Annotated in this window: 12 protein-coding genes; 8 read left to right on the forward strand and 4 right to left on the reverse strand. The window is 42.9% G+C overall.

All coding sequences use genetic code 11. The annotated features are described in order from the left end of the window. Positions 1-290: 290 nt before the first annotated feature. Both JCM16456_RS18205 and yjeH read right to left on the reverse strand, forming a co-directional pair. Positions 291-929 (reverse strand): glutathione S-transferase family protein, encoded by a 639-nt coding sequence (locus JCM16456_RS18205; RefSeq protein WP_068717168.1) that lies wholly within the window; start codon positions 927-929, stop codon positions 291-293. Further along, positions 929-2,203: an L-methionine/branched-chain amino acid transporter gene (gene yjeH, locus JCM16456_RS18210; RefSeq protein ID WP_068717170.1), complete on the reverse strand. Its 1,275-nt coding sequence runs from the start codon at positions 2,201-2,203 to the stop codon at positions 929-931. Before yjeH ends, JCM16456_RS18205 begins: the two co-directional genes overlap by 1 nt. Before the next feature lie 549 nt (positions 2,204-2,752). Between yjeH and JCM16456_RS18215 the strand changes: the two genes are divergently transcribed. The 4 genes from JCM16456_RS18215 to JCM16456_RS18230 all read left to right on the forward strand — a co-directional run bounded on the left by JCM16456_RS18215 (position 2,753) and on the right by JCM16456_RS18230 (position 6,351). Beyond that, positions 2,753-4,099, forward strand: coding sequence for a P-loop NTPase family protein (locus tag JCM16456_RS18215; RefSeq protein WP_068717172.1), 1,347 nt, complete (start codon positions 2,753-2,755; stop codon positions 4,097-4,099). A gap of 165 nt (positions 4,100-4,264) precedes the next feature. Continuing rightward, complete coding sequence (locus JCM16456_RS18220) at positions 4,265-4,612, forward strand: DUF3024 domain-containing protein (RefSeq protein ID WP_068717174.1); 348 nt, start codon at positions 4,265-4,267, stop codon at positions 4,610-4,612. A 300-nt stretch (positions 4,613-4,912) separates the two neighbouring features. Then, positions 4,913-5,578 carry an HAD-IA family hydrolase gene (locus tag JCM16456_RS18225; RefSeq protein ID WP_068717176.1) on the forward strand — a complete coding sequence of 222 codons (666 nt, stop codon included), beginning with the start codon at positions 4,913-4,915 and terminating at the stop codon, positions 5,576-5,578. Between the two features lie 158 nt (positions 5,579-5,736). Further along, on the forward strand, positions 5,737-6,351 hold the full coding sequence (locus tag JCM16456_RS18230; RefSeq protein WP_068717178.1) for a LysE family translocator: 615 nt from the start codon (positions 5,737-5,739) through the stop codon (positions 6,349-6,351). A 171-nt stretch (positions 6,352-6,522) separates the two neighbouring features. Here the strand turns inward: JCM16456_RS18230 and JCM16456_RS18235 are convergent, their stop codons facing one another. Next, positions 6,523-6,744, reverse strand: coding sequence for a hypothetical protein (locus JCM16456_RS18235; protein ID WP_068717180.1), 222 nt, complete (start codon positions 6,742-6,744; stop codon positions 6,523-6,525). 419 nt (positions 6,745-7,163) lie between these two features. Between JCM16456_RS18235 and hcp the strand changes: the two genes are divergently transcribed. From hcp to JCM16456_RS18255, 4 genes are all read left to right on the forward strand, one after another. After that, on the forward strand, positions 7,164-8,825 hold the full coding sequence (hcp, locus tag JCM16456_RS18240; protein WP_068717182.1) for a hydroxylamine reductase: 1,662 nt from the start codon (positions 7,164-7,166) through the stop codon (positions 8,823-8,825). A 160-nt stretch (positions 8,826-8,985) separates the two neighbouring features. After that, positions 8,986-10,620 carry a LytS/YhcK type 5TM receptor domain-containing protein gene (locus JCM16456_RS18245; protein WP_068717184.1) on the forward strand — a complete coding sequence of 545 codons (1,635 nt, stop codon included), beginning with the start codon at positions 8,986-8,988 and terminating at the stop codon, positions 10,618-10,620. Between the two features lie 3 nt (positions 10,621-10,623). Then, positions 10,624-11,358, forward strand: a complete 735-nt coding sequence (locus tag JCM16456_RS18250) for a LytR/AlgR family response regulator transcription factor (protein ID WP_068717186.1) — start codon at positions 10,624-10,626, stop codon at positions 11,356-11,358. A 152-nt stretch (positions 11,359-11,510) separates the two neighbouring features. Continuing rightward, positions 11,511-12,752, forward strand: coding sequence for an L-lactate MFS transporter (locus JCM16456_RS18255; protein WP_068717188.1), 1,242 nt, complete (start codon positions 11,511-11,513; stop codon positions 12,750-12,752). Between the two features lie 77 nt (positions 12,753-12,829). On the opposite strand, the gene JCM16456_RS18260 is transcribed toward JCM16456_RS18255, so the two are convergent. Continuing rightward, positions 12,830-14,419 carry an EAL domain-containing protein gene (locus JCM16456_RS18260; protein ID WP_068717191.1) on the reverse strand — a complete coding sequence of 530 codons (1,590 nt, stop codon included), beginning with the start codon at positions 14,417-14,419 and terminating at the stop codon, positions 12,830-12,832. Positions 14,420-14,717 lie beyond the last annotated feature (298 nt).

Consider the following 14,717-nt stretch of genomic DNA (forward strand, 5'->3'; position numbering starts at 1 on the left):
GATATTAGTTCCAATACTGCATTGGTCGTGCCATAACGATAAATCAATGACTTACAATGGTTTTACAGAGCAAACTGTAATATTTTCTGACAGTGAATACCTATAAAATAAGGTTATTGTTTAATTTGTTATTTAAATAACATGAAAACAAAGAAGTTTTCAAAAATCCTATCTGTAAAGTTTTTAATCTGCATCTCTATTATTATCTCACCACCATTTTTTGTTGGTGATCACAAACATTAATAACGAAATTCTTGGTGGTCATTTAGAGTGTGAGCTTTGCGAAGTATTTACTTTAGTTCGTCACACGCCAAATCAAATTGTTCAATTTCATTTGTCGCAACGATGCTAGGGTGTTGAGCCATCAATCGGAGATAGCGGTGCAAATTGGGGTAATTTGGCAGTGGGTTAGGTAACGCTAAAGACCAATAGCCAAGCAGGAAAAGAAAAAAGTCACATGCTGTAAGAGCGTTTCCCACAAGATAGCTATGTTGACTCAGTTCACGGTCGATGAGTGCGAGAATCTCGTCTAACCGTATTGCTTGTGCCTGTTTTATCGCATCAATTCCATGTGGGTCGTTAGTGTGCGGATAAAAATAAATCATCAACTCATTTTGCAATGTATTGGTTAAGTACATCATCCATTGCCAAAAGTGAGTTCGGTCATTTTGGTCTATGGTTGGCATGTACATCTTCTGTGGGTGGCGTTCGCACAAGGTCACTAAAATAGCAGCGGTTTCTGTTAATGGCTTACCGTCGATCAAAAGAGTAGGAATTCTCCCTGATGGATTAAGCTCTAAATACTCGGCGGATTTATGTTGTTGCTGCTTACGATCTATTCGAATTAATTCATAAGGAACATCGAGAGCGTGCAGTAACCAGTGCACTGCAGCACTGGCGTTACGAGGTGAATAATATAGCTGGTACATTAATGGCTCTCATCCGCAGTGGGAAGTGTTCTATTTATCGTGGACGCTCGCTTCCAAGGCTGCATAAAAATCAGCAGTATCATGAGGGCATAAAGCATTGCCCAGCCCAAACAGACGAACACCAATACACACAGTAATAATGCGATGTAAGCCAATGCCTTGCCTTTGCCGTGAAGAAGTCGCGTTGCCGATAGCATCGCCAAAAGATAAATCATGACGAAAACACTGTTGGCTAGGGTAAGGAACACGGGCAGTTCCATGTTGGTCAGTTCGCCTAACCAGCAAGACGCGAGTAGCACGCCAAACACCAATAACGTCGCGCGTTTTGGTACGCCTCGCTCACTGAGTGTCGCCAAGGGGGAATTTGGACGATGTTGTCTCGCCTGTGCCCACACCATGCGCGCCAAGCTTTGGGTGTAAAGGTTGATACTGGCGAAGCAGGCGAAAAAGCCAATTAAACTGATGACCGAGGCAAGGCGAGGGCCAAACAGTTGCGCACTTAGCCACGGTATCGACCCGCTATCAAAGCTTTCGCTGCCATAAGCATGGAATTTTAATACCACGACGGTGCAGGCAAAGTAGGTAGCGCCAGCCACAAAGCAGCCAACCAAAATAGCGATAGGAAAATCGCGTTGCGGGTTTTTAAACTCTTCGCCCATATGAGCAAAGGCTTCTATTCCAACAAAGCACCAAAACATCACTCCTAATGCCAACGAAATAGGCAACCATTGTTCGCTTTGCATTAATGGCATTTGGGTATCTTGCCAACCGATATTGCCCTTCCACAGAAAAGCCCCTATTAACGCAAAGATGCTAATTGCGATAACAGTTTGAATTCGACCCGATGATTTGCTGCCGGAAAGGTTCACCGCCAGTAATAGAGCAAGGGTAAATGTTTGTGCAAATAAAGGCGAATTGATTGCATCTGGCAGTAGAGGCTGCAAAAAGCCACTCGCCAGTTTTACAGCCGGAGGGATTCCAACCGGTATAATGCTAACAAATAACCATGCGACAGCATTTTCCATCCGGCTATTAAATGCTTGGCGTACAAAGTAAGCTGTACCTCCCGCGCTGGGATAGTGCTTTCCTAGGGTGGCAAAAGTCAGCGCTATTGGGCAAATAGCGATAAACAGGGCAATCCACGCCCATAAGGTATAATTGCCCGCAATCCCTGCCGCCACGGCAGGGATCATAAACAGCCCTGTTCCCATTAGGGTAGTGGAAAGCTGCCCCACGCCAGAGAGTAGGGTGATCTCTTTCTTTAGTTGGTTCACTTTCTCGTTCTCAAATGCAATATGATGTTAGCGGGAGAGAAGACAAACAATGTTCTCTCCTTTTTATTTTATGTATACCTCATTACGTTGAAAGGAAACGACCATTTCTACCGTAATTGAGTTTGACCTGCACTGATTGATGAAGCTTAGAATTGTGTATCTTGAGGTCATTTGTGTATCCGAGAAAAGCATACCGGACGTTCAACGTTTTGCATAGCGGATTGAGCCGTTAATTAAAGACCTTTACGGATGACAATACCCCATGTGATTAGCGTGAGATATTCTCTTTAGTTATTGAACTCTATAAGTTTTATGAATGGAGAAGCGTTCTTCTTTTTCGTTGTTTACTTGTTGAGCGAATTATGCTCCACTGATGGCATAATTTGATACCACTCTTAGAAGGTGATTTACTTTGTTAGATTAAACCTCAACGAATTTAGTAGCGGTTTTATTACTCAATAAAACATGGCTTACATAGCGATATTTTTGCTGTCTATGCAAATTTTTGTATAGATGGTTTCGACTATTAAATTCTAGGTTTGACTTACAATGGAATTTCGAAATTCAAAAGAGATAGCGTTTGATCTTTTCAACGCTAACTCGCTCATAGCTGTACTTTTGATTCTAGTGCATCAATCTCTGATTGCCTTTTCTGTTTATTCATCGGTTCAAATCGTTTATGCATTAGACCATTATGGCTTCGATAGCGCAGAGTTCCGGCTATGGCTGCTATCTTACGTTTCCTGTATGACGCTTCCTCATGGGATTGCCTATTTTTCTGACGTTTATGAAGAGCGTTGGTTGTGCTCTTGTTTCGACCTATTCTGGGATTCTGCGGCGAAAAAGTACCAGCAATGCACAGAGCGAACTCAACGTGACAAGGTGCTTGGAGCGTTCGTCACTCAGGGTAAAGAATCGATAACGAGTTATGTGAGATATTGTCTTGAAAGTTGGGCAACGTTTTTGAACTTCTTTTTAAGCCTGCTTGTTATCAGCTTTAAGCTGGATTATCGCTTTATATTTACGGTCATGATCAGCATGTTGTTGGTAGGTATTGTTCAGCATTGGGTTTCTCGAACAATGGAACACTTAGCAATAGAGCGCACGCAAGCTGGGGCGAATGTGACGAATGAGTTAGCGAGCATTCATGACAATGTTCACAACGGTTCACCTGTTAATTACCAAAGCTTTTTATCTACTAAGAGGGTAAAGGTTACAAGGTATTTAACAGCGAGAATGTCTGAAGCCAAATATAAATACAAAGTCTATTTTATTATCTCCATGTGTTCTTTGCTTCCCACCATTAGTTTTATGGTGTGGATGCTAGCGAATCATGAAGTGAGTGATTCAATAAAGTTTGCCTTGGTTATCAATCTAACGAGAATTTTTTATTTGTTGAACTCTGCAACGGGCCTAATCACAATTGTGATTTCTTTCCCCAATATGAAAGGGCAAATAAAGTTGTTAGAGGTATTTTCGCGACCTGTAGAGAAACACTTGTTTGAGCATAGCCGGGTTTCAATTATTGACGAAAGCGTTGCTCAGGTAGAGAGCCAAGAAAAGTTACTTCATGCCAATCACGGGCTTTATTCTGTTCGGGGGCCGAATGGGTCGGGAAAAACCACATTTCTTATGTCGCTTCGAGAACAAACGGGAGCCTATTATTTTAATCCTAGATACCGTTTATCTTGGCCTTGGGGGGGAGATGAACAGCAAGCCGACCTGTCGGATGGCCAATATTCACAAGCGTGTTTAGAGTGGCTTATCAACGAAACTACCGATAATTTGCTGTTAGATGAATGGGATGCGTTTTTAGATTCTACCAATACCAACTACATTGAGAGCTTGATTAAGCATAGCCAGCATCAGAGAAAAATAGTGCAAGTACGGCAATAAGCCGATTTGAGGTGAGGTTAAGCCTCGCCTTAATCTGCGGCTTGCTCAGCCGAAACTAATTAAAACTGCTTACAAAGACAAGCGGGAATAGCTACCAAGGCTTTTGTACATTTCAGTTCAATAATTCGTTAGACTAACGATAAATGATTTTAAACTGAGGTTGTTATGGCATTTTCCGAATTCGAACAAAAGCGTTATGAGAAAATAGTGGGTCAATATATTGATGCAAGAAGACCTGAACCGAGTGCCAGAAAGGATTTCGACCTTGGCTTTAGGATCTCTGGTCAAAGTGTAGAAATTTTCGAGATTCGCCCTCACTTTCAAGACCGTTCTAACATCATCGAAACTCCAGTAGCAAAAGCAACATACGTTAGGACAAAGGATACATGGAGTATTTTCTGGATGAGAGCAGATTTAAAGTGGCATAGCTACGAGCCAGATTCGTCGGTTAAAACGCTGGATGATGTGATTAAGGTGATCGATAAAGACGAATTCTGCTGTTTTTGGGGGTAGTGATTATCCTATTGCGAAAAGCCGCTGATTGCAGCGGCGCTTGTTCGTTAAAGGGGTCACTATATCAGCCAATCTGCCGTTTTTTTGTTAAAAAATAACGAGTTTTTATTAAAATTCGTCACGACTTTACTAGGGCTATCTGAACCCAGATATTGGGCAATCATACTCGGTATAGTGCGCTTATCTGTCCAACGGGATCCCCACACATAAGTTCAAAAAAGAGTGGATGATATCAAGTTCATTTTTGGTTGAAACTTGCCATTTCCAGCGTAGTATGGGAAGAAAAATCAGGAACATATAATGACAACCACTCTACGCTTTAAAGCTGGCCTATTTGATTTAGACGGCACACTTATTGATTCAATGGGCGCAGTGAAACGTTCTTGGACGTTACTGGCTAAGCGCAATGGCTTAGATGCCGAGCATGTTATGTCGGTGATCCACGGGCGACCTGCACGGGAATCGTTATCACTCCTGATGCCGGATAAAGACGAGGCATATCTTGATAGTGAGATGGCGTGGTTAGAAGATCTTGAATCGCGTGATACCGAAGGAACCGTTGCACTTGATGGTTCTGTGGCGTTTTTAGAACAGCTGAATGCGCTGGGTGTACCATGGGGCATTGTGACCTCCGGTACGTATCCTGTGGCATCGGCACGTATTCGTGCGGCAGGAATCCCTATGCCGGAGCTGCTGATTACTGCGGAAAAAATCACCTGTGGGAAACCAGACCCAGAACCCTATTTACTAGGGGCAAGCAGCTTGGGTATTGCGATAGAAGATTGCATCGTATTTGAAGATGCACCCGCTGGTGTGCAATCTGGCGTGGCCTCTAAAGCGCAAGTATTGGCGATATTAAGTCACTATGGATTAGCGGAATTAGGTGTTACTCATGGCGTTGATTGTTTGGCAAAAGCAGACGTTGGCGCAAGTGATATTGAAGGGGAATTCGTTCTTCATTATTGAATAAACCTATCCCCAAAAAACTCGTATCGCGAGGTTATTTGGGGTTAGAACAGGGAGGCCAGAATACTGGCTATTGTTACGTTGATGTTCCTTTTTCGCTTTTCAACTCACGGTGAGAGAAGAACAAGGGATGAGGCTGATTTTCAGAACGAATAAGCATGACATTTACTACTTGGTTATCTCTTTTTGCTGTTGCCCTGTTAGGGGCGATGTCTCCTGGGCCTAGTTTAGCAATGGTGGTGAAACACACCTTAGCGGGTGGGCGATCAAATGGGTTGTGTACCGCATGGGCGCATGCGTGTGGTATCGCGATGTACGCCTTTATTACCATGATTGGTTTGGCAGTGGTTCTTCACAATATGCCCGTGGTATTTGATGCCATTAGTTATGCTGGTGCGCTCTATCTTGCGTATCTTGGTGTGATGGCGCTGCGCTCAAAAGGCGGCGTTGCGGCGCGGATGGAAAGTGGTGAGCGAGTTAGTAATTTGCAGTCTGCGAAAGAAGGCATTTTGATTTCAGTGCTGAACCCGAAAATCACCCTGTTTTTTATTGCGCTGTTTAGCCAATTTGTCAGCATCGGCCATACAGTTGGCGCAAAAGCGACCATTGTCATGACACCATTTATCGTCGATGGCATGTGGTATACGTTAATCGTCTTGTTACTTTCAAACGCCGCGGTGTTGGATAGGCTAAGAGCGAAAGCAGCATGGATTGACCGAGTCTCCGGGTGTGTGCTGTTAGCACTTGCTCTACGCGTGGTGGTCAGCATCTAATATTGGCAGTTCACGACAAACTGCAATGCGTAAATACGCAAAAAAGGGAAAGCCGATAAACGAGTCATACGTTTATCGGCTTTGTTCTGTTTATCGAATCTAGGTTTAACGAGCTTCGTTTTTTAAGTTAGGTCTATCGATAAGTGCCAGTGGTTATCGTCGGGGTCGCTTCTATTTACGAGACACTTCTTCGAACTCACCATCAATTACGCGGTCTTGGCGATCTGCCCGCTCGTTTTGTGGTTGATGAAACGAGTTGCGGCGAATTTGTTGATTCAGTTTTTTACCTGTAATCAAGGCAATGATGGTCAATGGAATGGCGACCAGCACGCTAAAAATCAGAGCAAATAGGCCGGTGGCAACCGCCAATGCGGCAACAATAAATCGGCTCATAAAATTACCTCTCTCTGTTAATGTCCGGCTACTGTAACAAAGCTTAGATGAATAGGGTATGAATATCCGCTTTCAATGTGCGTTAATCCTCATGTCGTTTGTAACAAAATGCAGTTAATTCGTTTTGGATGCGAGATGAGTGCTTTGGATTCAGGCGGTTAAGTTTGTTTATGTGTCAAATTGACATGAAAAAGTTAATTTGAAGTCTGGTTGTTAGGTTAATTTGACCATTTTAATGGTAGGGTTATATATAAATTATAATACTTTCAATGAGTTAAATTTTGGCATGCATTGTGCCATAGGTTCTCCATCATCGGTAGTTCGTTTGCGGTTTTAATAGACAAAACAAGCAGATGGATTATGTGACTACCGACCCTGTATCAAATGCGCCATAGAGCGTGATTAACTGGAGAGCTAATATGTTTTGTATCCAATGTGAACAAACCGTCCAAACCCCAACTGGCAAAGGGTGTTCATACACACGTGGTGTGTGTGGGAAAACCGCAGAAGTATCGGATTTGCAAGATGTCTTAGTGTATTCCTTACAAGGGGTTTCCTACTGGGCGGATCAAGCACGCTTGTTAGGTTTAACGACAGAACAAGTCGACCATTGGGCACCACAAGCGTTTTTCGCGACACTGACAAACGTGAACTTTGATCCTTTGCGCATTATGGAACTCGCAGCTGAGGCAGAGCACTTTAAACAAACGTTGGCCTCGTTGGTAAAAAGTGCAGCGATGACCCAAGACGTAGAGCTTACTCATATTCCGCTAGCCGCAACCATGGTATTACCGACCGACTATGACGAGCTTCTTGAGTTTGCGCCTCAAGCGGCAGTGAACCGAGGCAAAGATAAGGTGCACGAAGATGTGATTGGCCTACGTTTGCTGTGTTTATACGGTCTAAAAGGTGCGGCGGCTTATCTGGAACACGCACGAGTATTAGGCCAAACCAACGCTGAGGTGTACGGTCAATATCACGAGCTTATGGCATGGCTTGCCGCAGAGCCTGAAGATCTTGGCGCTCTGTTAGATACGTCAATGCAAATTGGCTTAATGAACTATCGCATCATGCAGATGCTCGATGAAGGCGAAACCACAACCTTTGGTCACCCTGAACCGACCCAAGTGAATGTAAAACCGGTTAAAGGCAAATGCATTTTGGTGTCAGGTCATGACCTGCATGATCTAGAGAAGATCCTACAGCAGACGGAAGGCAAAGGCATCAATGTGTATACCAATGGTGAAATGCTGCCTGCACATGCGTATCCACAATTGAAAAAATACCCTCATTTAGTGGGTAACTACGGTAGTGCATGGCAAAACCAGCAAAAAGAGTTCGCCAATTTCCCGGGGGCGATTGTCATGACATCTAACTGTCTGCTTAACCCAGAAGTTGGCCAGTACGCGGATCGCATTTTTACCCGTTCTATTGTGGGATGGCCGGGTGTTGCGCATATAGAAGGGGATGATTTTTCTGCTGCTATTGAATGCGCGCTGGCTTTGCCGGGGTTCCAATACGATGAAATTGAACATTGGATTACAGTTGGCTTTGGTCGTAACGCGTTGATGGCTGCCGCTCCTGCGGTGATTGACCAAATCAAACAAGGCAATATCAGTCACTTCTTCCTTGTAGGGGGATGTGATGGCTATCGTCCAGAGCGTCACTACTACACCGATTTTGTCGAACAAGCACCAAAAGACAGCCTAATTTTAACCTTGGCGTGTGGCAAATACCGCTTTAATACCAAAGATCTTGGTGACATTAATGGTATTCCACGTCTGCTCGATGTGGGCCAATGTAATGATGCGTATTCTGCCATTCAGCTTGCCTTGGCACTGAGTAATGAATTTGATTGTGGCGTAAACGACCTACCGTTGACATTAGTGTTGTCTTGGTTTGAACAAAAAGCGATTGTGATTCTGCTAACCTTATTTGCATTGGGCATTAAGGGCATTTACGCAGGGCCGACTGTGCCACCATTCCTAACGGATAATTTGCTGGCGATCATTCAAGAGAAGTTTGATTTGCGTGCGATCAGCACACCAGAGCAAGACCTCAATACCATCCTTGCTGCGTAAGCACTTCTATCAATAGGTGAATAGCTCGTTTTAACTGCAACGAGCTATTCATAATTTGACATCTCTTTGATACACCTCATGAAGTGGATCACATTTTACTTTTAGTATACAGTCACTTTTTGTCCCAAGGCCTGAGGTCAAGGTGTATATCGAACAACTTATGATGTTGCTAGCGGTGTTTGAACGAGCAGCCCTAATGCTCATGACACTGTTTTTGCTAACACGTACTCATCTATTCCAATCCATTGTTATTAAACGTCACCGTCGCCCTTTTGAAACCGCCATTGTGTCTGGGTTGTTTATCTTTTTTGCGGTGTTTAGTACTTACACTGGGTTGAATGTGTCTGGTTCCCTGGTCAATGTGCGCATTATCGCGATATTGTCTGGCGGCATTCTCTTTGGCCCTTGGGTTGGTATTCCCGCTGGTTTAGTATCTGGCGTGCACCGCTACTTAATTGATATGAACGGCCCAACCTCGCAAGCCTGTTTAATCACCAGTATCATGGCCGGTCTTTTAGCAACGTGGATTCACGCTCGTTGTCCTAAGGGGCAGTACGCTAAGTGGGGGATTGCTGCCGGGATGTTCTGTGAAGCGATCACCATGGCGCTTATCTTGCTGCTAAATGATGACGTTGCACTGGCACAATCCATCGTGCGCGAAATCGCAATGCCGATGATCATTGGCGCGGTGTGTATTGGTCTTATTATTATCTTGGTTCAAGATCTCGATGAAGAAAAAGATAAAGTGGCAGCGCTGCAAGCGAAATTGGCGCTTAACATTGCGAATAAAACCTTACCGCATTTTCGTAAAGCCGATCGCGACTCGCTAACCAAAGTGTGTGCGATTATTCGCAAAGAAACTGAGGCAGATGCGGTGGCGATTACCGACACCCAAGATGTTAAAGCTTATGTAGGTATCGGTCAGGAGAATTTCCTCGATGCCCACCACAAAATCAGTTACATGACGCAGCAAGCGGTGAACTTGGGAAAACAGATCATCAGTAACGATTTGAATGTGCATGATTTCCACTCATTGCTGATCATTCCTTTATGGGAAAATGGCCAAGTTACGGGCACGCTGAAAATTTTCTATTGTCAGCCACACCGTATTCGCCAAGCGTTAAGGGAAATGGCGATTGGTTTATCACAACTGATTTCAACACAAATCGAAGTGTCCAAAATCGACCAGCTTAAAACCATGGCGAGTAAAGCTGAATTCTCAGCATTACAAAATAAAATTAACCCGCATTTTTTGTTTAATGCGCTAAATGCTATTTCGACGCTGGTGCGAATTCAGCCCGATAAAGCGCGTCAGTTGATTGCTAACTTGGCGGACTTTTTGCGCTTTAATTTGGAAAAGGGCGACGATTTAATTGATATCCAAGAAGAGCTGCAACAGGTGCGAGACTATGTTGCGATAGAGCAAGCGCGGTTTGGTAACAAACTGGAAGTGATCTTTGATGTGGATCCCATCCATTTTGCGATTCCGCCATTATTGATTCAACCGCTGGTGGAGAATGCGATTCAGCACGGAGTCGTGCCGCTGGGGGCTCCCGCGCAAGTGACCATTTCGGTCAAACGAGACGGCGAGCGTGCTCAAGTGATGATTAAAGACTCTGGTGTGGGTATTCGCCAAGAAGTGATCAATAAAGTCTACAAAGGCACCATGGATAGCCATCGTATCGGATTGGTGAATGTTCACCAACGCGTGGCTTTACTTTATGGGCAAGGGTTGACGATTGAGCGCCTGAATCCTGGTACAGAAATTTCTTTTTACGTTAATAACATCGGGTAAATTATGCTAAAAGCGTTAATTGTCGAAGATGAATATCTTGCTCGCGAAGAGCTGACTTATCTGGTTCAAACTTATAGTCAAATTGAAGTGGTGGCCGCATTTGATGATGGCCTTGAAGCGTTTAAATATCTGCAGCAAAACAAGGTTGATGTGGTGTTTTTGGATATCAACATTCCATCCATTGATGGGATGTTATTGGCGCGCAATATCCATCAATTTTCCCAAAAACCGCATATTGTCTTTACGACCGCGTATAAAGAATTTGCAGTGGATGCATTTGAACTTGAAGCGTTTGATTATCTGCTCAAGCCACTAAACGAAGAGCGAGTAAAGCGGCTGTTAAGCAAGCTTGAAAGCGTGGCATTGGCCAATGAGCCTGTGATGGTTGAAGAGGCGATAGAAAGTCGCCCAGACACAATTAACTTGATGAAAGACAACCGCATATGTGTCACTCCCGTAGAAGAGGTTCGGTATGCAGAGGCGCAGGAAAAAATCACCTTGGTCTTTACTGCAGACGGGGAGTTTTCGGTGCCGTATAGCATCAGTGAATTGATGGAAAAATTACCTGAAAATCAGTTTTTCCGTTGTCATCGTTCCTACTGTGTAAACTTAAAATGCATTGCAGAAATCATCCCTTGGATGAACAGCACCTATATGCTTAAGCTTCACGACATCAAAGAAAAAGTGCCAGTCAGTCGCGGTAACATAAAAGCCTTCCGTGAAATGATGCACCTGTAATTCATGCCTAAATAATGCAATTCATTCCCGTGAATTGCATTTCATTTTATACTTTCGCCAACCTATTGTATCCCGTTTAGCGCTTTGTATTCTGTAAGCAAATGAGGTGGTTTTGGTCCACTGAATATCTTCTCTACTCTTGGAGTTTTGCTATGAATACACAGCTTTCAAACAGTAAAAGAATGCTGACTTTGGCCGGCACAGTGCTGACACAATTTGCCTTAGGCTCTGTTTATACTTGGAGTCTATTCAACTCTCCTTTATCTGAAAAACTGGGTGATCCAATCAGCCAAGTGGCGTTCTCTTTTGGTATCTTAAGTCTAGCTCTGGCGGTTGCTTCATCGCTTTCAGGTAAGCTGCAAGAGCGTTTCGGTGTTCGTAACGTGACCATTGGTGCAGGCCTACTTTTGGGTGTTAGCCTTGTATTGACTGCCCATGCATCAAACCTATTCATGCTTTACCTATTTGCAGGGCTGTTGGTTGGTTTTGCTGATGGTACCGGCTACCTAATGACACTAACTAACTGCGTTAAGTTCTTCCCAGAACGTAAAGGCCTTGCTTCTGCATGTGCTATCGGTGCATACGGTCTTGGCAGCTTGGGCTTTAAATTCATTAATATGTACTTACTAGAGCATTTTGGTCTAGCGCAAACCTTCAACCTATGGGGTGGTTTGGCTATGGTAATGGTGATTATCGGTGGTTTGATGATGACCGATGCGCCTAAACAGACAGCGAAAGCTGCTGATGCTGAAGATACAGCCGAAGTAACGCATGACTTCACGCTTGCGGAAGCGATTAAAACGTCTCAATTTTGGATGTTGGCTGTGATGTTCCTAACCGTGTGTATGTCTGGTCTATACGTTATCGGTGTTGCAAAAGATGTCGGCCAAAACTACGTTCACCTAGATGGTTCGACAGCTGCCTCTGCAGTAGCGGTTATCGCAGTAGCTAACCTAATGGGTCGCCTAGTGCTGGGTATCATGTCCGACCGCGTTGCTCGTATCCGTGTTATTGCATTAGCCTTAGTGGTTTGTCTGGTTGGTGTAAGTTCACTGCTGTTCCTTCACCTAAACAGCCTAAGCTTCTTCTTTGCTGTTGCGTGTATCGCGTTTAGCTTCGGTGGCACGATTACCGTTTACCCTTCATTAGTGAGCGACTTCTTTGGTCTGAACAACGTAACGAAAAACTACGGTTTGATTTACCTAGGCTTCGGTGTGGGCAGTTTCGCAGGTTCAATCATCGCTTCACTGTTTGGTGGTTTCGTAGCAACGTTTTACGTGATGCTAGCTCTATTGGTGGTGTCTCTTGTAATGGCTATCACCATTAAAATGCCTGGTACACCTAAATCTGACCACGCAAATGCATCACGCTCAATTCCAGTTCAACAAAACTAATATTGGCTCCTCTCATTGATGCCAAACAGCCGACCATTGTGGTCGGCTGTTTTTTTATGGGCTTTAAAACGATATATTTAGCAACCAGAGGTGTTGAGAGGTATGAGCGGCTGCGCATGACGTTCATTGAAATAAGCAATTAAATCATCAGCAGGTAGGGCTTTAGAGAAGTAAAATCCCTGAATATAAGAAACCCGCATTTGCTTGAGTATCATCAATTGTTCATGGGTTTCAACACCTTCGACAATGGCCTTCATGTTGAGGGAATCAGAGATTTGCAACATCGATTCTAGTAACATTGTAAGGTGCGGCTCATGACCTAAGTTTTTAATGAATACCTTGTCTATTTTCATGGTATGAAACGCAAATTGACGCACAAAATCTAACCCAGAATAGCCGGTGCCAAAGTCGTCCACGAAAAGACGGATTTTTAATGCATGTAAACGAGCAATATTTTTTGACACTATAGCCAGTTCTTGGGCTGAGAAATTACCATTTTCGGTTATTTCAAAAGCGAACCAATCACTAAACTTAGGGTGTGATAAAACCAATTCACCAATATATTGAGTGAACGATTCCGTTAATAACAACTCGCGATCAATATTGATGCTTACGTATTTGTTTTGCATCGTTTCTGGATAGTGTTGATGCATTAAAATGCACTGTTCTATCACTAATTCGGTTAACTCCCGAATATGACCAGTGCGTTGTATTAGAGGAATAAAAACATCCGGTGGAATATTTCCTTGCGTGGGGTGGTTCCAGCGAGTTAATGCTTCGCAGCCGATGGGAAGTTCCGTTTGTGTATCAATGATGGGTTGGAAGTAAGTGTTTAACTCTCTGTTTTTAATGGCATTTACAACTGCATATTCTAAGCTTAGTTTTTCTGCGTTTAAGCGACGTTTATGAAGATGGTTAATCAGTATGATGAGATAAAGAACGAGGAAAAGCCAGCTATAGGTAAATAGATAATGAGCATAAGTATAAAATGAAAGGTGGAGTTCAACTTGAACAGGGAAGAGCTTTGACTCAAACATCATTTGGCGCAGTATGTTATGGTTGTTATTACCTGACGATACTTTATGTTTATTAATAAACATCGCAAAATTCAAATTATGTGGTAATAGCCTCATTTGAATATCACGTACCAAATATCTAGGCGGAATACTAATACTTAAACCATAACGTTCTTGATTAGCAAATAAATATAAAATGGTATATTCCCTAGTGAGAGCTCCTCGAGTGAAGGAAAGCGTTTCATGATTGGGAGCGTTATTCAGTCGTTCTGTAATACTTCGAAATAATTTGATATCTGCTTCGTTATTATTGTTGGTGCAGAAAATAATGCCTTTAGGGTCAAATATCCCAATTTCTTTGGCGTAGTTTGAGTTAAACGTCGCTGTGCGTAATTGTCCTATAGTTTCTTCGCATGTTTTATCTTGATAATTATCTAAAATAAAACGTGTTTGCTGTTGGGTTGTTATCAATATGTTATTGATGTAGTCAATAGATTGATGCCCTACGTGATTAAAATAGGTATTACTGAAGGCTATCGCAAAGTAAACATAAATAACTAAAGAAGAGAAACAGAGAGCCAAATGAGTTGACACGGGGGCAAGATTAAACAATGAAAATGAACGGGCTAGAGAGCGAAATGACCACTGCATAGAGAATAGAGTCCGTACTATTGCTTGGGATACAAAAAAAATATATGCCAATGACCATATTGCTGTAATGGTTTATAAGTTAACATCATCAATCCTTTGTAAACGTTTAACTGTTAGTCCATATTCATATATTGAAACAAGTATGTCAATTAACTCAAACTGTTAAAATGATATTTCTAGTCTAAATGCTCAATCTGACATCATCATGTTGATTTTAAATAACCGAATCATAAATTTAAGAAGAATAATTTTATTGGGATCATGTTTTTGAAATATATATCCCAATGAACTTAAGATG

Origin of the sequence: Vibrio tritonius (genome assembly GCF_001547935.1) — a bacterium.
Taxonomy (GTDB): Bacteria; Pseudomonadota; Gammaproteobacteria; order Enterobacterales; family Vibrionaceae; genus Vibrio; species Vibrio tritonius.

Excerpts from the sequence above, each read along its gene's own strand:
- hcp (WP_068717182.1), top strand. The coding sequence starts at position 7,164 with ATGTTTTGTATCCAATGTGAACAAACCGTCCAAACCCCAACTGGCAAA.
- JCM16456_RS18220 (WP_068717174.1), top strand. The coding sequence starts at position 4,265 with ATGGCATTTTCCGAATTCGAACAAAAGCGTTATGAGAAAATAGTGGGT.
- JCM16456_RS18225 (WP_068717176.1), top strand. The coding sequence starts at position 4,913 with ATGACAACCACTCTACGCTTTAAAGCTGGCCTATTTGATTTAGACGGC.
- JCM16456_RS18255 (WP_068717188.1), top strand. The coding sequence starts at position 11,511 with ATGAATACACAGCTTTCAAACAGTAAAAGAATGCTGACTTTGGCCGGC.
- JCM16456_RS18250 (WP_068717186.1), top strand. The coding sequence starts at position 10,624 with ATGCTAAAAGCGTTAATTGTCGAAGATGAATATCTTGCTCGCGAAGAG.
- JCM16456_RS18215 (WP_068717172.1), top strand. The coding sequence starts at position 2,753 with ATGGAATTTCGAAATTCAAAAGAGATAGCGTTTGATCTTTTCAACGCT.
- JCM16456_RS18230 (WP_068717178.1), top strand. The coding sequence starts at position 5,737 with ATGACATTTACTACTTGGTTATCTCTTTTTGCTGTTGCCCTGTTAGGG.
- JCM16456_RS18245 (WP_068717184.1), top strand. The coding sequence starts at position 8,986 with ATGATGTTGCTAGCGGTGTTTGAACGAGCAGCCCTAATGCTCATGACA.
- JCM16456_RS18260 (WP_068717191.1), bottom strand. The coding sequence starts at position 14,419 with ATGCAGTGGTCATTTCGCTCTCTAGCCCGTTCATTTTCATTGTTTAAT.
- JCM16456_RS18205 (WP_068717168.1), bottom strand. The coding sequence starts at position 929 with ATGTACCAGCTATATTATTCACCTCGTAACGCCAGTGCTGCAGTGCAC.
- JCM16456_RS18235 (WP_068717180.1), bottom strand. The coding sequence starts at position 6,744 with ATGAGCCGATTTATTGTTGCCGCATTGGCGGTTGCCACCGGCCTATTT.